The sequence below is a fragment of the Micromonospora sp. WMMD1102 genome, from assembly GCF_029626265.1.
Lineage (GTDB): Bacteria > Actinomycetota > Actinomycetes > Mycobacteriales > Micromonosporaceae > Plantactinospora.
In genome coordinates this window covers 8,450,477-8,471,387 of the sequence record NZ_JARUBN010000001.1, presented here as the reverse complement: position 1 = coordinate 8,471,387, position 20,911 = coordinate 8,450,477, and the positions used below count along the sequence as shown (strand labels likewise).

Annotated in this window: 20 protein-coding genes, 1 tRNA gene and 2 pseudogenes; 9 read left to right on the top strand and 14 right to left on the bottom strand. The window is 71.0% G+C overall.

Going from position 1 to position 20,911, the window contains the following annotated elements:
- Positions 1-4 precede the first annotated feature (4 nt).
- Both O7626_RS38595 and O7626_RS38590 read left to right on the top strand, forming a co-directional pair.
- Positions 5-991, top strand: coding sequence for a BadF/BadG/BcrA/BcrD ATPase family protein (locus O7626_RS38595; RefSeq protein WP_278065857.1), 987 nt, complete (start codon positions 5-7; stop codon positions 989-991).
- Positions 992-1,242: 251 nt separating this feature from the next.
- Positions 1,243-1,821 (top strand): hypothetical protein, encoded by a 579-nt coding sequence (locus O7626_RS38590; protein ID WP_278065856.1) that lies wholly within the window; start codon positions 1,243-1,245, stop codon positions 1,819-1,821.
- A gap of 280 nt (positions 1,822-2,101) precedes the next feature.
- Here O7626_RS38590 and O7626_RS38585 read toward each other — a convergent pair whose 3' ends face one another.
- From O7626_RS38585 to O7626_RS38570, 4 genes are read right to left on the bottom strand one after another with little or no spacing between them, the layout of a single operon-like run.
- Entirely contained in the window at positions 2,102-2,896 is a 795-nt protein-coding gene (locus O7626_RS38585) for a glucose 1-dehydrogenase (RefSeq protein ID WP_278065855.1), read from the bottom strand.
- A gap of 55 nt (positions 2,897-2,951) precedes the next feature.
- Complete coding sequence (rhmD, locus tag O7626_RS38580) at positions 2,952-4,142, bottom strand: L-rhamnonate dehydratase (protein WP_278065854.1); 1,191 nt, start codon at positions 4,140-4,142, stop codon at positions 2,952-2,954.
- On the bottom strand, positions 4,139-5,149 hold the full coding sequence (locus O7626_RS38575) for an alcohol dehydrogenase catalytic domain-containing protein (protein ID WP_278065853.1): 1,011 nt from the start codon (positions 5,147-5,149) through the stop codon (positions 4,139-4,141). The genes rhmD and O7626_RS38575 overlap by 4 nt, the downstream gene beginning before the upstream one ends.
- Positions 5,150-5,199: 50 nt before the next feature.
- On the bottom strand, positions 5,200-5,964 hold the full coding sequence (locus O7626_RS38570; RefSeq protein WP_278065852.1) for a hypothetical protein: 765 nt from the start codon (positions 5,962-5,964) through the stop codon (positions 5,200-5,202).
- 271 nt (positions 5,965-6,235) lie between these two features.
- Between O7626_RS38570 and O7626_RS38565 the strand changes: the two genes are divergently transcribed.
- Complete coding sequence (locus tag O7626_RS38565) at positions 6,236-7,048, top strand: IclR family transcriptional regulator (RefSeq protein WP_278065851.1); 813 nt, start codon at positions 6,236-6,238, stop codon at positions 7,046-7,048.
- Positions 7,049-7,141: 93 nt separating this feature from the next.
- Complete coding sequence (locus tag O7626_RS38560) at positions 7,142-7,309, top strand: hypothetical protein (protein ID WP_278065850.1); 168 nt, start codon at positions 7,142-7,144, stop codon at positions 7,307-7,309.
- Between the two features lie 193 nt (positions 7,310-7,502).
- Here O7626_RS38560 and O7626_RS38555 read toward each other — a convergent pair.
- Positions 7,503-7,803: pseudogene (locus tag O7626_RS38555) on the bottom strand (IS1380 family transposase); the annotation flags it as partial.
- A gap of 206 nt (positions 7,804-8,009) precedes the next feature.
- Between O7626_RS38555 and O7626_RS38550 the strand changes: the two are divergent.
- The gene (locus O7626_RS38550; protein ID WP_278065849.1) at positions 8,010-8,804 is read left to right on the top strand and encodes a hypothetical protein; all 795 of its coding nucleotides are present in this window, start codon (positions 8,010-8,012) and stop codon (positions 8,802-8,804) included.
- A 30-nt stretch (positions 8,805-8,834) separates the two neighbouring features.
- Here the strand turns inward: O7626_RS38550 and O7626_RS38545 are convergent.
- The 8 genes and pseudogenes from O7626_RS38545 to O7626_RS38510 all read right to left on the bottom strand — a co-directional run.
- Positions 8,835-9,146, bottom strand: a pseudogene (locus tag O7626_RS38545) (transposase); the annotation flags it as partial.
- A 65-nt stretch (positions 9,147-9,211) separates the two neighbouring features.
- Positions 9,212-10,135, bottom strand: coding sequence for an NmrA family NAD(P)-binding protein (locus O7626_RS38540; protein WP_278065848.1), 924 nt, complete (start codon positions 10,133-10,135; stop codon positions 9,212-9,214).
- 430 nt (positions 10,136-10,565) lie between these two features.
- A tRNA-Ala gene (locus tag O7626_RS38535) sits at positions 10,566-10,639 on the bottom strand.
- A 103-nt stretch (positions 10,640-10,742) separates the two neighbouring features.
- Positions 10,743-11,591 (bottom strand): hypothetical protein, encoded by an 849-nt coding sequence (locus tag O7626_RS38530; RefSeq protein ID WP_278065847.1) that lies wholly within the window; start codon positions 11,589-11,591, stop codon positions 10,743-10,745.
- A 218-nt stretch (positions 11,592-11,809) separates the two neighbouring features.
- On the bottom strand, positions 11,810-12,451 hold the full coding sequence (locus O7626_RS38525; RefSeq protein WP_278065846.1) for a GNAT family protein: 642 nt from the start codon (positions 12,449-12,451) through the stop codon (positions 11,810-11,812).
- A gap of 94 nt (positions 12,452-12,545) precedes the next feature.
- The gene (gene glp, locus O7626_RS38520; protein WP_278065845.1) at positions 12,546-13,835 is read right to left on the bottom strand and encodes a gephyrin-like molybdotransferase Glp; all 1,290 of its coding nucleotides are present in this window, start codon (positions 13,833-13,835) and stop codon (positions 12,546-12,548) included.
- A gap of 22 nt (positions 13,836-13,857) precedes the next feature.
- Positions 13,858-14,814, bottom strand: a complete 957-nt coding sequence (locus O7626_RS38515) for a UTP--glucose-1-phosphate uridylyltransferase (protein WP_278065844.1) — start codon at positions 14,812-14,814, stop codon at positions 13,858-13,860.
- Between the two features lie 9 nt (positions 14,815-14,823).
- Entirely contained in the window at positions 14,824-17,388 is a 2,565-nt protein-coding gene (locus tag O7626_RS38510) for a diguanylate cyclase (RefSeq protein ID WP_347404886.1), read from the bottom strand.
- 581 nt (positions 17,389-17,969) lie between these two features.
- Here O7626_RS38510 and O7626_RS38505 point away from each other — a divergent pair.
- The 3 genes from O7626_RS38505 to O7626_RS38495 all read left to right on the top strand — a co-directional run bounded on the left by O7626_RS38505 (position 17,970) and on the right by O7626_RS38495 (position 20,006).
- The gene (locus O7626_RS38505) at positions 17,970-18,632 is read left to right on the top strand and encodes a 5-formyltetrahydrofolate cyclo-ligase (protein ID WP_278065842.1); all 663 of its coding nucleotides are present in this window, start codon (positions 17,970-17,972) and stop codon (positions 18,630-18,632) included.
- Between the two features lie 135 nt (positions 18,633-18,767).
- Entirely contained in the window at positions 18,768-19,172 is a 405-nt protein-coding gene (locus O7626_RS38500; protein WP_278065841.1) for an FmdB family zinc ribbon protein, read from the top strand.
- Positions 19,173-19,313: 141 nt separating this feature from the next.
- Entirely contained in the window at positions 19,314-20,006 is a 693-nt protein-coding gene (locus O7626_RS38495) for a hypothetical protein (protein WP_278065840.1), read from the top strand.
- Positions 20,007-20,285: 279 nt separating this feature from the next.
- Here the strand turns inward: O7626_RS38495 and O7626_RS38490 are convergent, their stop codons facing one another.
- Positions 20,286-20,471 (bottom strand): hypothetical protein, encoded by a 186-nt coding sequence (locus O7626_RS38490; protein WP_278065839.1) that lies wholly within the window; start codon positions 20,469-20,471, stop codon positions 20,286-20,288.
- A gap of 92 nt (positions 20,472-20,563) precedes the next feature.
- Between O7626_RS38490 and O7626_RS38485 the strand changes: the two genes are divergently transcribed.
- On the top strand, positions 20,564-20,905 hold the full coding sequence (locus tag O7626_RS38485) for a translation initiation factor 2 (RefSeq protein ID WP_278065838.1): 342 nt from the start codon (positions 20,564-20,566) through the stop codon (positions 20,903-20,905).
- The last annotated feature ends 6 nt before the right edge of the window (positions 20,906-20,911 follow it).

Here is a 20,911-nt window from a genome sequence, read left to right as displayed (position 1 = left end):
AACAATGCCTGAGCTGCTCGCCGTCGACGCCGGAGGCACCTCGACCCGTAGCGTCGTCGTCACGACGGAGGGACACTGCATCGGTTACGCCCGTGCCGGCAGCGGGAACCCGACCGCCGCCGGACCTGACCACGCGGCCGCGTCGGTGGCGGCGAGCGCCACCGCCGCAATCGCGGCCGCCGGGGTGCCAGCCGAGAAAATCGCTGGGGCCGTGCTCGCCGTGGCCGGCGTGAGCCCGCAGATCGGCGTCAGGGCGTTCAGCGCTGCACTGAAGGCACGGGGCATCATCGCGACTCCCGTCTTCGAATCGGACCTGCTGGCCACCTTCTTTTCCGGCACGTACCGGGATGCCGGCTACGCGCTCGTCGCCGGCACAGGCGCGGCAGCCGTCCGGGTCGAGCGCGGCAGCATAGTCGCTACCGCCGACGGGCTCGGCTGGCTGCTCGGTGACAGCGGCTCTGGCTTCTACATCGGACATCGCGTGGCCCGGGCGGCAATGGCGGACCTGGACAACCGCGGTCCGGCCACCGATCTCACCCGGATGCTGCTGGCAGAGTTCGGCCAGGAGGGCGGCCGCGACCGGGGCCCGGACGGCCGGCCGACGGCCGTCTCGCACGCGCTCGATGCCCTGTACGCGATCCGTCCGGTACAACTCGCGAGGTTCGCACGCCTGGCCTTCGAGGCACCGGGTGACGAAGTCGCCGAATCGATCATCCGCGATGCGGCCAACGCACTGGTGCACACCCTCAACACGGTCGTCACCTCGGGCATGAGGGGCCCGATCGTGCTCGGCGGCGGCACGCTCATCCGGCATCGCACGCTGGTCGACCGGATCGCCGCCGGGTACGCGCAGGACGGCGTCTCGTCGGCGGTCCGCACCGTCGCCGACGGAGTTGTCGGCGCGGCCGTGCTCGCTCTCCGGGAGGCAGGAGTGACCGCCGACAAGGTGGTCTTCGACCGACTCACCGCGTCACTCGCGACCGTGCGCTGACCCGACGCAACCTCCTCGCGATTCGCAAACCTGCGGAGAAACGGCTATTCGCCTGACCACGTACCCCGGGCCGGGACGGCCGACGTGCGGTCGTGAAGCCGGCGCGAAGGCGCATCGTGAAATGCTGGGCGAGCGCGATCTTGGTGGATGTCCAATGAACCTTTCTCAACCTGAACCGCACGGGGCCCACGCAGCCTCGCGGTCTGCCGCACCGCAAGGAGGTTGAAGAGGTCCGATGATGGGAGGTAGCAATGAGATCGAAGATCGGGAGATTCTTAGCCGTTGTGGCGATGGCGCTGCCCGCCGCGATTGCCGTGCCCGGGGTAGCCGGCGCGGCCGCGGACCGGAGCGGGTTCACCGCGCAGGCACGGGCGGCGGGGCTGTCAGTCAGCCAGGCAGCGGGGCTGCAGGCCGAGGTTGACGCCTATCTGGCCAATCTGGCTGGGCGCGGGAGGCAGGTGTCACCCAACCAGATCGACATGAACGGGGCGATGCTGACCGTCACCGTACCGGGGGAAATGCATCCACGGCAGTTCGAATCGTCCGTGCCGGTGCCGTGCGATACACGGTCGGGCGTGGACTACGGATACTTCTGCGCGTACCAGAAAGAGTGGGGGGCCGGCGCGCAGATCGCCATGTACAACTGCGCGAACTACCCCATCCCCTGGCAGACCGTCGGCTCGTGGATAAACAACCAGACCACAGGCACCAGGCCCGTCCTTTACTTCTCGACCACACCGCCCCGCCCCCCGTGGACAATGCCCCCGGCCTACGCGGTTCAGCTCACCGGTGTGGACTGGACGCCCGTGGGCTCCATCACCAACTGCTGACAGCGCCGTGGCGGCAGAATGACAGCCCGGGCAACAGCACTCGCCCGGGCTGTCATTGCTTCCACCCGCGCTCCACACCGTTCGGCCCGTGGTGCCCACGTCTGGAAGAAGCAACGTCGTGCGACCGCCAACGCCGTGCGGCGGTCCACACGCCACCTCACGACGGCTCGGCCATCGACCGTGGCCACGGCCCACGCCGACGTCCAAGCCGGCATCGCCAGCGTGCACGCCACCGGCGATGTCGTCCAACGGTAGCGACCCGTGCGCTCGCCGCGGGTCGCTACTGGAGATTGACGAAGAGGCCACCGTCGACAAGCAGGCTGGCGCCGGTCACGTAGCGGGCGGCGTCGGATGCGAGAAAGACCGCCGGCCCGGCGATGTCGTCGGGCTCGCCGAAGCGGCCCAGCGGGATCCGCTGATCCAGGTATGCGCGCTTGTCGGGGTCGCTCCAATCGTCGCGGTTGATGTCGGTTGCGATGGCCCCGGGCATGATTGAGTTGCACGTGATGCCGTGGGGGCCCAGCGCGATCGCCATCGATTGCATGAGCGAGTGCATGCCGGCCTTGGTGGGCGTGTAGTGCGCCTGTTGGCCACCGCCCACCAACGCGCTGATTGAGCTGATACCGATGATCCGGCCTCCGCGTCCGGCCGCGGCCATTGCTCGCGCAGCCGCCTGGGAGCAGAGGAAAGCGCCCTTGAGGTTGACCTCGTGCACCCGGTCCCACAGAGCTTCCGGCATCGTCAGAAAGTCGTGGAACGGACAGATCCCGGCACTGTTGACCAGGATGTCCAGCCGGCCGAACTCAGTCACCACCTGGTCGACCATGCGCTGCACGGCGACGCCGTCGGAAACGTCGGCCTCGATAGCCAGAGCTCGCCGGCCGAGCGCGGCGATCTCATCGGTGACTGCCGTGGCGTCGCCGGCGTTGTCGCGCCCGAACTCCGGCCTGGCCGGAACATGATAGTTGACGGCGACATCCGCCCCTGCTGCGGCCAGGCCGAGCGCGATGCCTCGTCCGATGCCGCGCGACGCCCCGGTCACCAATGCCGACCTGCCGTGGAGAACACCAGTCATCTCATACCTTCTCGAGCGTGTGGCACCCGTGTCAACTGCAGCTTTGTCCTCTTCGTCATGAGGGGTGTTCGTAAGGCCGTATCAGTGGCAGCTGCCGATTGAGGCGCACGCCGAATCCCGGTCGGTCTGGCACCTTCAACCGGCCCTGGTGCGGCACCGGCTCGTCTTCGAGCAAGGGGTGGAGCATGGGAACGACCTCGGTACCCGCCGGATGCATCATGAGGAACTCCGTGAACGGGCTGTTGGTGCGGCTGATCACGAAATGATACGAGTAGACGCTCGATCCGTGCGGCACCACGGCCTTGCCGTGGCTGTCGGCCAGCGCGGCGATCCGCAGCAGCTCGGTGATGCCACCGCACCAGCCGACGTCAGGCTGAACGATGTCGACCCGGCCAATCTCCAGAAGCAGCCGGAACCCCCACCTGGTCGCCTCGTGCTCCCCCGCGGTGAGCAGTACCCGGTCGGGCATCCGTCGGCGCAGCTCGCCATGGCCCCAGTAGTCGTCCGGTAGCAGGGGCTCCTCGATCCAGCGCAGTCCGATCTCGTCCGCGCGGTGAGCCAACCGAACCGCGTAGTCCAGGTCGAGCGACATCCAGCAGTCCCACATCAGCCAGAAGTCGTCGCTCACCCGCTGCCGCATGCATGCCAAGAGGTCCAGGTTGGACCGAATGCCTTCCTCGCCTTCCGCCGGCCCGTGCCGCAGCGGCAGCTTGCCACCGATAAAGCCCATCTGTTGCGCCAGATCGGGCCGGGGGCCCGTGGCATAGCAGATCAGCTCGTCGCGGACCGCGCCGCCGAGCAGGTGGTACACCGGCTCCTGCCGGAGTTGACCGAGCAGGTCCCACAGAGCGAGGTCGACCCCGCTGATCGTGTTGAGCACCACGCCCTTGCGCCCGTAGTGGACGGTCGAGAGGTACATCTGGTCCCAGATCTTTTCGATGTCCGTGACCCGCTGTCCTTCGACCAGCCGGGCGAGGTGTCGCTCCACGATCCAGGCGCCGACATCGCCGCCTGTGGTGACCCCGAATCCGATGGTGCCGTCGTCCGCTTCCACCTCCACGACCAGCGTGCCGAGCACGTTGATGCCGTACGACTGCCGGCTGCCCCGGTATTCCGGATACCGGGCCATCGGTGTTGCGATGTGGTCGTCGATCCAGTGACCCCTGTCCTGGTCGTGGTAGTCCGCACCCCGGCCGCGCAGGGTGTACGCCCGCACCTGCCGGATCCGCCTGACGTGCGTGGTCATGCCGGCTTACCACCGGTGGCGCAGAGCACGAGCACCTTGCTGGCATCCAGATCGCCGGTGGCAAGCTCGGCGAAGGCCCGCGGCGCCTCGGCCAGACTGACCCGCCGCTCAATCAGATGTACCAGGCCAGCCGGCCCGGCGGCGACCCACTCCGCAGTCTCGCGGAACTCCGCGGCGGTGTAGCAGAAGCTGCCAATCACGGTACGCTCGTAGGTGCTGAGCGCATACCCACTCACCGACAACTGCGGGGCGTTCATCCCGACCAGGACGATCCGGGCACCGAGCGAGGACGCGGCGAACGCCGCCTCAATGCTGGCGGTGGTACCGACGGCGTCGAGCACCACGGTGGCAGGACCACCGAGCAGCACTATGGCCCGTTCCGACGGGTCACCGACGGTCGTATCGACCGCGGCGAAGCCCAGCCGGCCAACCAGCCGACGCCGGCTCGGGTTGAAGTCGGTCACGACGACGCAGTGCGCGCCGAGTCTGCGGGCGGCAAGCGCGCACGCCTGTCCAATCGGGCCACCGCCGATCACCAGAACGCGGTCGGCCGGGGTCACCTCCCCGCGTACGGCGGCGTGGTATCCGACCGCGAGCGGCTCGACCAAGGCACCGAACTCCTCTGGGAGGCTGTCGGGCAGCGACACGACGTTGCCGGCCGGCGCGACCATCAGCTCGGCGAACGCCGACGGCAGCACCGGGTCGACGCCGATGACCTGCCGACGCGCACACCGCTGATGGGTGCCGGCGACGCACTCTGCACAGCTGCCGCATCCGATGACCGGATTCACCGTGGCGACCACACCGGGCACCAATCCCAGGTCCGCCGGCACGCTGGAACCCAGCGCGACGACTCGGCCTACCGTTTCGTGTCCCATGACCTGCCCCGGGTGGCGACGTCCGTTCTCACCGGTGTAGCCGTGCAGATCCGAGCCGCAGATGCCGGTCGCGGTGATCCGCAGCAACACATCGTGTGGGCCGGGCACGGGATCGGACCGCTCCTGCACCCGGATGTCGCCTGGACCGTGGAAAACGAGGGCGTGCATGTGTCTCCTCGTCAGCTCGAACGCGGCCCACCGGTTCTCCTTCGCGGGGGCACGCGTGACCAGGACACGGCGGGTGAAGGTACCGTCGCCGAGGTTTGCGCCGAGGAATCGGACAGGGCCGGGGCGATGACACCGCCGGGGTACCGATCGAAGACCTTGGGGTCGTAGAGCGGAACGACGTGGTCGGCAACCCTCTGGGTCCGTTCGTAGCACTCGATTGCTTCGTACATGTTCTCGTTGATGCCGAGAACGATGTTGTCCTCGACGTTCTCGTAGTAGAAGAACGCGTCCGAGGCGACGACTGTACCGACGGTGGAGTCGATCTCGACAGCGATGGAGGCGCGGTGGTGGGTGCCGGCCCACCAGGTACGCAGCCCGGGCAGGACCTCGTCCTCGTCGTCCAGCAGCCGTACGCGATCCCAGGCGTCGGTCACCAGGTGGACGAGCACCTCGCGGGAGATCGACGTCCACCGGTTGTCGTGTGGGTGCTGATGGGTGGTGTGGAAGTGGATCCAGCCCTTTTTCGACAGGCACAGCTGCGCGTTGGTGAACAGCGGGATTCCCGCGGTGGTGTAGAGCTGGAAGGGCGTGGCGATCACGTGGGTGACCTCGTCAGGACGCACGCCGACCGCGGCCAGCTGCCTTTCGAGCGTCTCGGACTCGTCGCGCATGTACCGGGAACGCTCGCCCAGGATCGACGTCCAGATTTCGTTGAGCGGTGCCAGGTCGTCCGGCGCGCCCGTGTTGACGAGTGCGATGACCCCCTCGGCCTGCACCAGTAGGACGTTGAACGACAGCGGGAACCACCGATCCCAGGCGCTCATCCAGAACAGCTCGGGACCCGGGATCTCCGTACGGCCGCACGACAGTGCCCGCACCGCGAACTCCACGCAGATCTCCCTCTTCGCTCGCCCTAACACAGTTCCGACAGATGAACAGCTTTGGTCAACTGCTGGACAGTGTCAAGGTCGTGAACTAGAGTTCACATATGTGACTAGACGGTGTGTCGCGGCATCGAGACACCATCCCCCGAACCTGGAGGTGACGGTGACGGCTGCGAACCCCTCGCGTTCAGAGGCCGACATGGTGAAGTCGGCCCACCGTGGGCTGGAGATCCTCGACCTGTTGACCCAGCGCGAAATACCGCTGACCTTCACCGAGATCGCTGACGCGCTCGCCTATCCCCGGTCGAGCCTGCACGGCCTGCTACGCACCCTGGTCCAGTCTGGTTGGGCTGAGCTCGATCCGGTCACCCGCCGGTACAGCCTGGGCATCCGTGCCTGGCAGGCCGGCAACGCGTATCTTCGGGCCGTCGACCTCGCCGACCGCGCCCGGCCGTACATGGAACGAGTACGCGACGCGCTCGACGAGACCGTCCAACTTGCCGTGCTCGACGGCCGGCACAACGTCTACCTCTGCAAGGTGGACGGCACCCAGATGCTGGTGCTGGCGTCCGCGATCGGACGGCGCTTGGCTTCACACGCCACCGGGGTGGGCAAGGTGCTGCTGGCCGGCCTGTCCCCGGCGGAGCGCCTCATGTTACTCAAGGCGCAACCGTTGGAGCGGTTCACCACGCGAACCATTACCGATCTCGACGCGCTGGAGGCCGAGCTCGCCGAGGTACGGCGCCGCGGATACGCCATCGACAGCGAGGAATACACCATCGGCGTACGATGTGTCGCGGTTCCCGTGCGCGATCACACCGGAGGGGTCACGGCCGGCATGAGCGTTCCGGTCCCCACCATTCGCTTCGATGGAGACCGCGCGGAGCGTGCCCGCGCGGTGCTTACCACCGCGGCAGCCGATCTGTCTGCCGCGCTCGGCTTCGCCACGCACAGCTCAGCGCCTGCGGCCGGCTAGTGCCTCGTCTTTGAATGTTGATCGTGTAATCCGTCGGTTCTGAGGACGTGTCGGGCAGGCTGTCTCCCAACGGTTCGTGTGGAGGTGGTGCCGGTGGGCAGGCGTCCGGAGGTGTTCGTCCGGCAGGTGTCGATGGCCGAGGGTCAGCGGTTGCAACGGATCACGCGGACCGCGAAGGACCCGGTGAAGCTTCGGCGGGCGATCGTGGTGCTGATGTCCGCCCAGGGGCGGCCCCGGACATCGCCCACCTGCCGAGGGTGACCGAGGACTACATACGGGACGTGATCCACGCGTTCAACGAGCGGGGGTTCGACGTGCTGAACTCAAATGGAGCGGGGGCGCACCGAGACGGATCGATGAGCAGACCCGTGACGGGATCTGCATCATCGCCCGGAGCGACCCCCGCTTCCTCGGCAAACCCTTCTCCAGCTGGTCACTGGCCAAGCTGCGCGACCAGGCCAAACGTCTCACACAGCGTGGAGTCGATGTCCACCGTCACCGACTCGGTCAACCCCGGTGACGCCCCGGCGGCGACAGCCCGGGCCAGCAACCGGCGGGCGACCACATCGAGCTGCCGGGCGTTAAACCCGAACGCCCCGCAGAAACGACCCGACCGTCGAGGGCGCCGCCACCCGGTGACCCAGAACCATCTGGGTCGACCCGCCCCGCAACGCGGCAACATCATCGATACAGTCCCCACCCGCCAGCAGCGAATGGATCATCGTCAGATACTTGTCGTCTGGATGCGCACCCAGACACCACTCCGAGTACCGGTAGATTCAGGCTGAGCGGCCTGACCCGCTTTCGTTACCGCCGACCACTGGCGGGGCAGACCCGTCCGCGGCCTGGCGGTCGATCTGCTGACCCGGACGTTGGACGCGCACCCGCGCAGTAATCTTCGGCGGATTATCATGAACGACCGACCGCAGATCGTGACAGCGGGGGACGAAAACGTTCGGAGTTGAACGCCTTCGCTTCCGCCATCGATCTCCAGCAACACTGGTGCGATCCGGCGCGGCCGTCGGATTCGAGGCGGCAGAACAGGAGGGCCGAGATGGCCGATCCACCCGCAGGCGAGCAGCCCACCGGATCCGCCCCCGTCGCCGTGCGAGCGCAGATCCTGTCCACCGAGCACTGGAGCCTACTGGCCACCCGGAACCTGGCATGGAGCGAGAGCTTCAGCCGCGCCAGCTGGTTCGTGACCGTGGTGTCGGCGACCGTCGTCGCGCTCGCGCTGGTGGCGGACAGCACCGACTTCGGCGCCGGCTTCCGCCTCTTCGCGTTACTGCTCATCCCGTTGCTGGTCGTCATCGGGGTGGCCACCGTCGTCCGCCTGGTGCAGCTCAACAGCGAGGACGTCGAGCTGGTGATCGGAATGAACCGGTTGCGTCGGGGCTACCTCGATCTGGCGCCCGAGCTGGAGCGCTACTTCGTCACCGGGCACGGCGAGGATGTCGCCGGGATCATGCGGACCTACGGTGCCAGCCGCACCCGCATCCCCGCCACCCAGTACCTGTCGAGCATCCCGCTGCTGGTCAGCGTCATCGTCGCCGTCCTCATCGGCGCATTGGCCGGCCTGATCGGCGATTCGTTCGCCGTCAGGATCGAGGCGGCCGTCGTCATCGGCATCACGGCCGGCCTCGCCGCCCTGGCGACCCTGGTCCTCGTCGTCGTGCGGCACGTCAACCGCACCTGGGACCGACGCGTGCCACGATCCTCAGCGACGATGCCGGATGATCATGCGGTGGCCGAGTGAGCAGCCCGAGCAGCGTCCCTGGCGACCGCACCTGACCGGGTCTGCGGCCCGGCCGTCACGGCATACGACCTGCACGCCCGGATGCTCGCGCAGCCACGCTTCCAGCGTGTCGGCGGTGCGGTCGGGAAGCACGTCGATCCGCTCATGCGTCTCGGCATCGATTACCAGGGTGGCGTAGCGGTGCCGCCGGCGCAGAACGATATTGTCAACGCCGATCGCAGGAGGCGCCCGCCCGGTAGGCAACGGGATGCGCAGCAGGGCGCGCAGGGCCGTATGGCGAGACAGACCTACCGCGAGCACCGCCTCAATGAGCTTGAACGCCATGGCCAAGCCGGCAATCTTCGAGCCCGGCCCCTTGGCGACCTCAGAACCGGCGTGACAATGCGAACCTCAGCCTCTCAACCTTTTCAGCCGACTTGTTCAGGGGACGCGTCGTACCGGAAGTCGTCCCGCCGTTCTTCGATGAGATCGCGTAGCGTGCACGCCGGGCGTCCGAGGAGCCGCGGCAAGATCGGCAGGACGCCATCGGGATCGCGCAGGGTGCCGTTCCTGGTTCGCTCGAAGACGTTGCGGACACAGGCCGCGTAAACGGGATCCCCGCCGGCCGCGACCATGTTCCGGTAGAACTCGTCCGGCTCACCCGACCGGTACCGCCACGGCTGACCGGTGATCTCGGCGAGCAAACCGGCCAGTTCGGGGTACGAGGCAGCCTCCGCTGCGAGGTGGTACCCGACCCCGCCATGCGCCTTCGGGTCCCGAAGTACCACCGCCGCGGCGGCCGCGATGTCACGGGCGTCGACCCAGTTGGTGCGCGCGTCACCGACGTAGCTGGTGAGGACGCCCGGCGCTGCGGGATTGATGTTGAGCGGCAGGTTCTGCATGAAGGCCGCGGGCCAGAGGTGCGTGTAGCCCATTCCGGACCGTTCGATGTAGGCCTCGATCAACTGATGCCAGGCGAAGTGCACGACGGTGGTGTCAGGCTCGGCACTGACACCGACATGGACGATATGCGCCACGCCGGCTGCCTTGGCCGCGTCGATCACGGCCTTGGACTGTGCCAGCATCTGGACGTGATAGCCGGTGATCAGGACCACGAGAGTAACTCCTCGTACGACATCAAGCACCGGCGCCAACCCGTGCAGCTCGGCGTCGTTCAGGTCGAGGTGGCGCGCCTCGACGCCGCTGCTGGACAATGACCGCAGTACGTCCGCGCGCCGCGCAGAGCCGACCACCCGCAGCCGGCCGTCATGGTGGTCAGGCAGCAACTCCCGGACCAGCGCCGAGCCGATGCTGCCGCCGGCGCCCAGTACGAGCACAGTTGGCGCGGACATGAAACCTCCAAGGTGTTCCGGCCGTGAGTCGGACGTTGCGGCGTTGATCGCCGGCCGCCGAAGCACGCTACGTGCCTGCGGCTTCAGAGCGACTTCACCGACCGCGGTTGACGGCGAGATCGACGTTGGCGTCGGCCCCTGGACGCTCGAAGCCGATGTCGCCTAGACCCGGCCGGCAGCGGCCAAGAACGCGAAGGTCGCCCTCGGGCAGATGATGCTCCCCGGGTTTGGTGGAGTCGGTTTGGTTGACTTTCGTGCGTTTCGCTCGTTGAGGAGTGACGTGCCGAGGAGTTACCCACCCGAGTTCCGCCGCAAGGTCCTTGATCTACTGAAGGCCGGCCGCGCCCAGGCGTTCTCGGGGGTGAATTCAAATCGCATAGACAAACTTAAGGCCCTGACCAACGTTATCCCTGGTCAGGGCCTCATGAAGTGGAGCTGAGGGGATTTGAACCCCTGACCCCCTCGATGCGAACGAGGTGCGCTACCGGTCTGCGCCACAGCCCCAGAACCGACCCACCTGACCGGCGGGCCGGCGGGCCGGCGACAAGGCTAACAGGTCGGCCACCCGGCGCGCGAACCAACCCCCTGCCGAACCGGCAGCGGCCGGTCACCGCCCGCCGGCCTCGTAGGGCCGCCCCCGCAGGCCACCGGCCCGCCGGTAGGAGACCGAACCCGCCGCCCGGCCACCGCCCCCGCTGGCCGCCGGCGGCAGGTCGGCCGTCCGGTTCATCCCCAGCGCCGCCCGGCGTACCGCTTCACGCTGGGCCGCCAGCCGGCGCTGCGCCTCCCGGCGGGCCTGCGCCCGGCGGGCCTGCGCACGCCGCACCTCCGCCTGCCGGGCAGCCAGCCACGCCGCCTCCCGGGCCTGGGCGCGCCGCCGCCGACGGTCGGCGACCGCCCGGCTCCGCAGGTGTACGAGGTACGCGCCCAGCAGCGTCCCGGTGGCCGCGAACCCGATCCAGAAGCCGGGGCTGACCAGGATCACCCCGACCAGCTCGACGAGGTTGAGCAGCAGCAGGGCGGCGAAGACCCGGCGTCGCCGGTAGACGGCCGGGGTGTGCCGGGCGGGCGGTGGCCGGCGCCGGGCCGGTCCCGGGCTCCGGGGCACCGAACGCAGTCGGCGGCTCCGCCGACCGTTCCCCGGTGGGCCGGAGACGGGCGGTCCGGAAACCGGCGTGCCGGGGCCGCCGGCCGGCGAGACGGGCTCGGCGGCCAGGGCGTCGGCAGACGGAATCCCGGAACGCAACGTGACGATCCGGGTGCGGGGCGGGTTGACGGGCTGCTGTCCGGGGACACTCCTACGCCGCCGACGGCGCTGGAGCACCCGCGCCGTCGACTGCGCCCGCTCCGCCGCCAGTCGCTCCGTGGCGTCGTACCGGCGGACCAGTGCCGGCGCCAGGGCGAGCAGACCGGCTGCGGCGAGGACGGCGAGGAGCACCGAGGCCGGCACCCTCATCCCTCCCGTCACCCACCTGGGGGCAACCGACCGGACGAGCATCTCCCGCGCCGGGCGGAGGCGTCCACGGCTGGCGCGGGCCGGCTCCCGGAACCGGTGCGGGTCCGTCCGACGTTGCCGCACGTCCCGATTACTTCAGGTTATGGGGAGCACACCAGGAAAATCGTACGCCGCGCCGGGCGACCAGCCATTTAGAAGATCAACAGACGGTCGGGGGCTCAGGAGGCGGCGGCGCGCAGCCGGTGCCAGCGGGCCAGCAGGCCGCCCTCCCGGGCCACCTCCTCGCTGGTCATGGCATATCCGATGTGGTCGCGCCAGGCGCCGTCGATGTGCATGTAACGGGGGTGGTACGCCTCCTCGCGGAAGCCCAGTTTCTCCACCACCCGCCGGGACGGGCCGTTCTCCGGCCGGATGTTGACCTCGACGCGGTGCAGTCCGCCCGGCCCGAACGCGTGGTCGACGGCGAGCGCCAGCGCGGTCGGGATCACGCCGCGCCCGGCCACCCGACCGTCCACCCAGTAGCCGACGTACCCGGAGCAGAACGCCCGGCGCACGATGTTGCCCAGGTTGAGATGCCCGACCAGCCGTTCCCGGCCCTGCTCGAGCAGACAGACCGCGAACGGCATGCTCTCGCCGCGACGCGCCTGCTTGCGCTGGTCACGATGGACCCAGCGGAACGCGGCCGGCGCGTTCAACTCGTCCCACCGGCCCGGCGGCGACGACTCCCAGGGTGCCAGCCAGGCCTGGTTGGCGCGCCGCACCTCCGACCAGGTCACCGCGTCCGACCGCCGGTACGGCCGCAACAGCACCGCCCCGTCCTGGAGGACGGCCGGCCAGCCCGGAGTCGCGGCGAAGTTCACGCCCGCTGCCCCGCCGTCACCGTCGCCGATCCAGCAGCAGCCCGCGGTCCCACCGTCACCGTCGCCGATCCAGCAGCAGCCCGCGGTCCCACCGTCATCGTCGCCGGTCCAGCAGCAGCACGTCCACCGTGGAGCCGGCCGCCGCGCTGGTCACCCGCTCGCCGAGCACCATCAGGCCGTTCGCCTCGGCCAGCCCGGAGAGGGTGTACGGCCCACCGCGCAGCGGCTGCACCGTGTAGCCGCCGCCGCGCCGCTCGGCGACGTGCGCCGGCCGGAACTCGCGCAGCCCGGACGGCGACGAGACCGTCTCCAGCAGGTGTGCCCGGACGCTGGGCCGGAACACCGGCTCGGCACCCGCGAGAAGCTGGATCGCCGGCCGGGCGAGCACCTCGAAGCCGATAAGTGCCGCGCCGGGCTCACCGGGAAGACAGACCACCGGTACCTCCTCGGCTCCGACCGTACCGAATCCGAGGGCGCTTCCGGGATAGAGGGCGACCTCGGAGAAGGTCACCGGGCTGGCCCGGCCACCGTCCCGGCGGGACAGTACCCGGCGGATCATGTCGCCCGGCCCGGCACCGGTGCCGCCCGTCGTGATGATCAGGTCGGCCCGCAGCGTCTGGTCCTCCAGCAGCCCGCGCAGCCCCTCCGGGTCGTCGTCGCAGATCCCGACCCGGTACGCCAACGCGCCCACCTCGGCCGCCGCCGCCGTCAGCGCGTGCGAGTTGATGTCCACCACCTGCCCCGGCTGACTGGCCCGGCCGACGTCGACGAGTTCGTCGCCGGTCGCCACGACCACCACCCGGGGACTCGGCCGGACCACGACGTGCCCGATGCCGGTGGCCGCGAAGACCGCGACCAGCGCCGGTGAGATGTATGAGCCGGACCGGGCCAGCAGGGTACCGGCGGGCAACTCCTCGCCGGCCCGGCGCAGCCCGTAGCCGCGCTTCGGGACCCGGAAGATCTCCACCGCCGCCATGCCCTGGTCGGTCCAGTCGACCGGTACCACCACGTCGGCGGCGATCGGCAGCGGCGAGCCGGCCGCCACCGAGAAGCAGGCACCCGGGGTCAGCCGGACCGGCCGCCAGCTGGCCGCGCCGAGGTCGCCGACGACGTTCAGGCGTACCGGGCGGGGGTCGCCGTAGCCGGCGCGCCCCCCGCCCGAGATGTCCTCCCAGCGGGCCGCGTACCCGTCGACGGCCGCCTGGTCGAACGCCGGATAGGCGTGCGGTGCCACGACGTCCTCGGCGAGCACGTTGCCGTACGCCTGGGTGAGGTCGAGGTCGAGCGGGGGAAGCGCCCGCAACCTGCGCAGCACGCTGCCCAGGTAGTCTGCGAGCGGCGTCAGCTCGTTGGCGGCCGCCTCGGCATCGGCCGTCGCTGTCACACCGTCACCTCACGGGGGGCCGTCATGTGCGGCGGCCGGCGTCGGAGGCGACGAACTCGCCAAGCCACTGCCGGAACTCCGCACCCAGATCCTCGCGCTCGCAGGCCAGTTGCACCACCGTCTGGAGATAGCCCAGCGGCATGCCGGTGTCGTAGCGGGTGCCGCGGTAGACGATCGCGTGCACCGGCATGCCCTCCTTCAACAGCAGACCCATCGCGTCGGTGAGCTGGATCTCCCCGCCACTGCCCTTACCGGTACGCCCGATCGCCTCGAAGATCGCGCTGGGCAGCACGTACCGGCCGAGCACCGCCAGGTTGCTCGGCGCGTCCTCCGGCTTCGGCTTCTCCACCAGCCCGGTCACCTCGACCACCTCGCCGAGGTCGGTCAGGCTCGGGTCGGCCGGCGCCACCGAGGCGATGCCGTACCGCTTGGTCTCCTCCGGCGGCACCTCGAAGAAGGCGAGCACGATGCCCCCGGTCCGGGCCTGGAGGTCCAGCATGGCCGGCAGCAGCGGCTCGGAGAGATTCACGAACTCGTCGCCGAGGAGTACGGCGAAGGGCTGGTCACCGACGTGCGTCTCCGCGTACCCGACGGCGTGGCCCAGGCCGAGCTGCTCCGGCTGCCGGCAGGTGTAGATCTGCGCCAACTCGCCCGGCCGGCGGACCGCCTCCAGCAGCTTCGGGTCGCCCTTGTCCTCCAGCCGCGCCTCCAGGTCGGGCCGGCGGTCGAAGTGGTCGACCATCGCCGTCTTGCCCCGACCGGTGATCAGCAGCACGTCGCCGATTCCGGCCTGGGCCGCCTCCTCGACGATGTACTGCAACACCGGACGGTCGACAACCGGCAGTAGTTCCTTCGGCACCACCTTGGTGGCGGGCAGGAACCGGGTCGCCAGGCCGGCGGCGGGGATTACCGCCTTCACCGCCCGCCGTCCGGCCGTCGACGTCGAGGAGTTGGCTGGGGTAGCTGCGTTCTCCGGCATGTCGCGAGACTATCGGCCACGACCCTGGCGCGGCGGTTGTGGCCCGGATAACGCGCCGTCCGGGCCGCTGTCCGCGATGACCGGTCCCCCCGCACCCGGCCGCCCCGACCGGTCGCGGGTCGGCCGGCCGCCGGCCCAGGGCAGCCCGTCGTCCGGCGGTGCCGCGCCGGTCCGTACCGGAATCTCCACCACCGTCGGGCGGCCGGCGTTGGCCATCTGGTACGTGTCCCGCCCGGCCGCCTTCGCCGCGTAGAGTGCCTCGTCGGCCGCCACCAGCAACTGCGGCCCGGTGACGGCGTGGTCCGGATAGACGGCTACCCCGATGGACACGGTGACCGAGACCAGGGCCCGGACCGGGGCGGCCGCGCCGGACCGGGTACGGATCGCCATCGGTGTCTCCCGGACGGCGGCACCCAGCCGCTCCGCCACCGTCGCCGCGCCCCGGGCGTCCGTCTCCGGCAGCAGCACCACGAACTCCTCGCCGCCCTGCCGGAAGGCGAGGTCCACCTCCCGCGTCGCGCCCCGGATCCGCTGCGCGAACTCGGCCAGCACCGCGTCCCCGGCCGCGTGCCCGTAGGTGTCGTTGACCTCCTTGAACCGGTCGAGGTCGAGGGCGAGCACCCCGAGCATCCGGCCGAACCGGCTGGCTCGTTCGATCTCCCGCCGGATCGAGTCCTTGAGATAGCGGTAGTTCCAGAGCCCGGTGAGCGGATCGGTGAGCGACAGCCGCTGCGCCTCCTCGTGCATCCGGACGTTCTCCATCGCCACGGCCGCGTGGTCGGCGAAGGTGCCCAGGGTGGAGAGGTCGACGTCGTCGAACTCGTCCGCCCCGAGCCGGTCGTAGAGCGCCAGTACGCCGACCGCGCCGCGCCGGCCGACGGGCAGCGGTCCCGTCCCGGACCCCGCCCCGATACGCCCGACGACCGCACGGCCGGACGAACCGGTACCGGCAGACGTGCCCGTACCGGCAGACGCGCCCGGCCAGCCGGTGTCCGCCGCCCGGCGCAGTGGCAGTGCACTCGTCACCGGCTCCGACCCGGGGTACGACGGCGTTCCCGATCCCGGGTACGACGCCGAGCCGGCGGGTCCGGGATACGACGCCGAGCCGGCCGGCACGGACGACGGCAGCGGCACGGCCACGTAGGTCCGGCAGCGCGGCTCGCGGCCGTAGAGGCGCGGCCCGTCCCGGTCCAGCCGACCCCGGCGCGGCTCGCCGGTGGCCACCACCGTGCCGAGCAGTCCCTTGCCGAGTGGTACCCGCAGCGCCGAGGTATGCCGGACAGCACCGTCGCCCGCCGGAGCGCCCAGGTCACCGGCCTCTGCGACGAGGTCGATCCGCGACCCGGCCGGGTACCGGTCCCGAGTGGAGCCGGCGCTCGGCGCGGTGCCCGCCGGCCGGCCGGCCCCGGCGCTCCCCGGATCGCCGTTTCCGCCAACTCCCGGATCGCCGGTCCCGGCGGCCTGCGGAGTACCCGTCCCGGCAGTCCCCCAGTTCTCGGCGGTGCCGCCGTTCCTGGCGACGCCGCCGGGGCCGCCGGGGCCGCCGGTCGATATCGGCCGTCCCGGGCCGACGCCGGCCCGGTCGAGGCCCTCGGCACACTGGCCGACCAGCACTCCGGTCCTCGGATCGAGCAGCAGTACCACCCCGGCCCGGGCGCCGGTGGCGGCCATCGCGGCCCGGAGCAGCAGCTGGAGGATCCGGTGCAGGTCGTGCGAGCTGGCCAGGGTGTCGCCGAGCACGCTTAGCTGCTCCCGCAACTGGTGCCGACTGAGCACCAGTGCCCGGAAGTAGGACTCGGCCTCCCGGGTCATCCGGTTGAAGCTGTCGGCGAGCCGGCCGACCTCGTCCGGGGACCGGACCGGGACCCGGGTCGCCAGGTCACCCTCGGCCACCCGGTCGGCGGCCCGGGCCAGTTCGGCCAGCGGCCGGGTGGTGGACCGGGCGAGCCGGCCGGCGGCCAGTACCGCGAACACCCCGGCGAGCAGTACGACGACCGCGAGCGGGCCGTACCGGGTCACCGGCGGGTCGCGGGGTACCGACAGCACCAGCGGCAGCGGTTGCCCGTGCACCGGACCGACCCGGCGGACGTACCGGCCGCCGTTCGCCTGTACGACCTTGTCCCCGGAGATCCGGCGGGCTGCCGCGAGCACGGCCGCCCTCGACCCGGTCGACTCGGTACTCGGCGACTCCCCGCCCTGGGGTCCGGCATCCGAAGCCCCACCGTCAACCGGCCCGGACCCGACCGACGAACCGGCACCCGGCGTGCCTGCCCCGCCCGACGAACCCGTACCCGGCGAGACCGCACCGCCACCCGACGAGACCGTACCCGTACCCGGCGGGACCGTGCCGGTGTCCGGGGAGAGGGCACCGGGCGGACCGCTGCCGGCGGACCCGGGGGCGGCGGCTGCGGAGCTGGGGACCGGGGCGGGGTCCGCCGGCAGCGGCGGGCTGGCGGAGGTCGCGGCCGGCCCGGGTACTTCACGCAGCAGGGTCACCGCGGTTCCGCTGGCGGCGGCGAGCCGGCGGACGAACGCCGCGTCGAGAGCCTGCGCGCACCAGACCTCGCCGATCACCGCCCCGGCACGGTCCCGCAGTTCGACCCGGGCAGCCAGGGCACGCGACGCCGGCCCGACGCCGACCGGGCCAGGGCCGACCGGGCCAGGGCCGACCGGGCCAGGGCCGACCGGGCCAGGGCCGACCGGGCCAGGGCCGACCGGGCCAGGGCAGGACGTCCAGGGCCGGGGCGGTGCCGTCGGAGTGACGAAGTCGACCGCGCCCGCCGGGCCGGTGATCAGCACCGCGTCAGCCAGCGCCCGGTTCACCACCTCGGTGGCGGCGCCGGTCCGGCTGGCCTGGTCGGCGAGTACGGCCAGCGCACCGGCCGTGGCGTGCAACTGTTGACAGAGCGCACCGATCGACGTACGCACGGCGTCGGCGGCGAGGTTGAGCCGGTGCTCGGCCTGGTGGCGGCTCGACGTGGCGACCGTACCGGCGATCGAGAGCGCGCCGAGCAGCACCGGCCCGAGCACGACGACGAGGAAAGCCATGGTCAACCGTCCGCGCAGCGTCACTCATCCCCCCGGAAGCTCGGCATCCGATGCTGCGATGCTGACCCGACCGCATTGGTTAACCGGCCTACCCCCAGGAGTGTTACGTGCCGGATTTTTCGGATGAAGGGGTTGCCCGGGGCAAGAGCGCACTCCGGATCACGATGCTGGCCCGCCGCCGGGCGCTGCCGGCCCCGGCCCGGCTGGCCGCCGCCGAGCGCCTCCGCGCCGAGCTACGCGCCCTCGTCCTGCGGGTACGACCACAGGTGATCACCGGCTACGTGCCGGTCGGCAGCGAGCCGGGTGGGGTCGAACTGCCGGAGACGCTGGCCGCTGCGCTCGGACGGGACGGGCAGCTCCTGCTTCCGGTACTCCGCCCGGACCTCGATCTTGACTGGGCCCCGTACGCCGGGTCGGGTTGCCTGGTCGCGGCCGGTCGAGGGCTGCGGGAGCCCGGCACCGGACGGCTCGGTCCCGAGGCGATCGGCGTTGCCGAGCTGGTCGTCGTACCGGCGGTGGCGGTGGACCGGCACGGCGTCCGGCTCGGCCGGGGCGGCGGCTCGTACGACCGCGCCCTGGCCCGGGTGGCTCCCGACGCCCTCACGCTGGCGCTGTTGCACGACGGCGAGTTGATCGACTCGATCCCGGCGACGGATCACGACCGTCCGGTACGTGCCGTGCTCACCCCTACCGGCGGCCTCCAGTACCTCGGCTCCGATCGAGGGCCGGATCGAGACCGGGATCAAGGTTCGGGTCGAGGCCCGGATTGAGACTGGGATCGGGGCTCGGGGTGTGGCCCAGGCGTCGGCCCGGACACTTCGGCTGGACGAAAACACCTCCGATGCCGCACCATTGGCACTCGGATATGTCGAGTGCCAACAGGCTTGCAAGATCCGGAGGGGAACGTGCCCACCTACCAGTACGCCTGCACCGAGTGCGGCCACCAGCTCGAGGCGGTGCAGTCCTTCACCGACGAGCCGCTGACCGAGTGCCCGGCGTGCGAGGGTCGCCTGCGCAAGCTCTTCAACTCCGTCGGCATCGTGTTCAAGGGCTCCGGCTTCTACCGGACCGACTCCCGCAACGGCTCGGAGGGGGGCGCCGCGGCGGCCAAGTCCGACTCGTCGAAGAGCGACTCCGCGAAGACCGGCTCCGGCGGCGACTCCGGCTCGACCAACGGCAGCACCTCCGGCTCGTCCAGCGCGTCCGGCAGCGGCTCGTCCGCCGGCTCGACCAACGGCACGTCGAGCAGCTCCGGCAGCAAGCCGAAGGCGAGCTCCTCCTCGTCATCCTCCTCGACCAGCACGACCTGACCGGAAAGTTATCCACAGCCCGGTTACTTATCCACAGGGCGTGGATTGTCCGCCACATCCTCGGCGCGAGCTGACCTAACCTGCTGCGCACCGGACGACGCCGACCCGCCGCGTCGCCGGGCCGAGGGAGGTTCGTTCGCCGTGGCACCCGACCGTAAGTCCACCCGTCGCGATGCCACGCTGAGCCCGGCCCGCTGGTCACCTCCCGGCATCGGCTCGGTCCTCCGTTGGCTGCTGGTCGGCACCCTGTCGGCGCTCGCGTTCGGGTTTCTCCTGTTGCGCGCTCCGGCGTCGTCCTGCCCCGCCCCGCAGTCCGGTGCCGCCGCCGACCGGGCGACAGCCACCCCGGACCCGGCCGGGGCGGCCGATGACCAGCCTGCTGCGACCGGGGAGGCCGCCGGGCCGACGCCGTCCGGCGGACCGGCCGGGGGCACGACCTCGGCAAGCCCGCCCGGGGCGGGTCCGTCGCCGGGAGGCGGGCCGGCCGGACGTCCCGGCGCAGCACCGGGCGGCCCGGGACTACCGACCGGCTCGGCGGTGCCGGTGCCGGCGGGGACGGTCGGGGTGCCTATCCGGCTCGCCGAACCGGCCGCGTTGACCGTGGCCCGGCCGGGAGCCCGGGTGGATCTCCTCGCCGCACCCGGCGGGGATCCGGCGGGCCGGGTGCCCAAGCCCACCGTCCTGGCGACCCGGGTGCTCGTGCTCGACGTGTTGGGTCCGGGCCAGACCGACGGCGCCGCCAGTGCGATCTACCTGGCACTACGTCCCGAACAGGCGCACCGGGCGGTCGGGATGCCGGAGTCCACCCGCTTCGCCATCGTCGTTCGCTCGTAGCCGCCGCGCCCGGTCCCCGGTCAACCCACCGACCCGGCACGGCGGGTCGGTCACAGTTTCGGGCGGGACAGCCCTAGTGCGGCCGGGCAGCCCCACTGCGGGCCGAGCACCCCCACTGCCGGCCGAGCCTTCCGCAGGTGGTGTCAGCGGCGTCGGAGCCCCACTGCCGGCCGAGCAGCCCCAGTGCGGGCCGAGCGGCCAACCACCCGGCATGGCGGCTCGGGGCAGTTCGGGCGGGGCTGCCAAGTCCCGCTGCGGCGGTCAGTCCTGCTGAGGCGGTCAGTCCCAGTGCGGCGGGCGCTCGGCCAGCAGCCGCTCGTCGTTGGAGTCCGGGCGCTCGCCCCAGCCCCGGTCGGTGTCGTCCACCGACTGCTCCGGCAGCACCCGCCGGTCGTCGGTCAGCTCCACCGGCTGGCCGCTGTTCCGGCCCGCACCCGGGCTGCGCTGCTCCTCGGTCCCCGACATCGGGCAAGCGTACCCGGCCAGCGCAGGACAGCGTCTGTAGGTGACCGCCGGAGACGGGTCGCGATCGGCTCGGGTTGATAGCGTCGGACAGCGTGACGCAGCAGAGCGGGAACCCCACCGATGACGCCTTCTGGCGTCGGCCCACCGGACCACCCGCCGACACCCCGGGGTCCACCACAGGGTCCACAGCGCCACCACCGGCACGACCGGAGATCCACTACCCCGGCCCGCCGCCCAGCACCACTCCGCCCCCGGGTTGGCGTCCGCCACTGCACGTCCAGCCGGCGCCGCCCCGGCCGCTGCCCGCCCAGGACCACGTCGCGCTGGACGCCGAAGAGGGCAGTGCCCGGACGCTCACCTACGGCATCGGCATGCTCGGCGGCGCGGTGGTGCTGATACTTCTGTGCCTACTCTGCTCCCGAGCGCTCTTCTGAGCCGTC

What these genes read in the sequence shown, in the direction of transcription:
- O7626_RS38490 (WP_278065839.1), bottom strand. Translation starts at nt 20,471, where the DNA reads ATGTCGGGGACCGAGGAGCAGCGCAGCCCGGGTGCGGGCCGGAACAGC.
- O7626_RS38590 (WP_278065856.1), top strand. Translation starts at nt 1,243, where the DNA reads ATGAGATCGAAGATCGGGAGATTCTTAGCCGTTGTGGCGATGGCGCTG.
- O7626_RS38530 (WP_278065847.1), bottom strand. Translation starts at nt 11,591, where the DNA reads ATGAGGGTGCCGGCCTCGGTGCTCCTCGCCGTCCTCGCCGCAGCCGGT.
- rhmD (WP_278065854.1), bottom strand. Translation starts at nt 4,142, where the DNA reads ATGACCACGCACGTCAGGCGGATCCGGCAGGTGCGGGCGTACACCCTG.
- O7626_RS38540 (WP_278065848.1), bottom strand. Translation starts at nt 10,135, where the DNA reads ATGTCCGCGCCAACTGTGCTCGTACTGGGCGCCGGCGGCAGCATCGGC.
- O7626_RS38515 (WP_278065844.1), bottom strand. Translation starts at nt 14,814, where the DNA reads ATGCCGGAGAACGCAGCTACCCCAGCCAACTCCTCGACGTCGACGGCC.
- O7626_RS38585 (WP_278065855.1), bottom strand. Translation starts at nt 2,896, where the DNA reads ATGACTGGTGTTCTCCACGGCAGGTCGGCATTGGTGACCGGGGCGTCG.
- O7626_RS38595 (WP_278065857.1), top strand. Translation starts at nt 5, where the DNA reads ATGCCTGAGCTGCTCGCCGTCGACGCCGGAGGCACCTCGACCCGTAGC.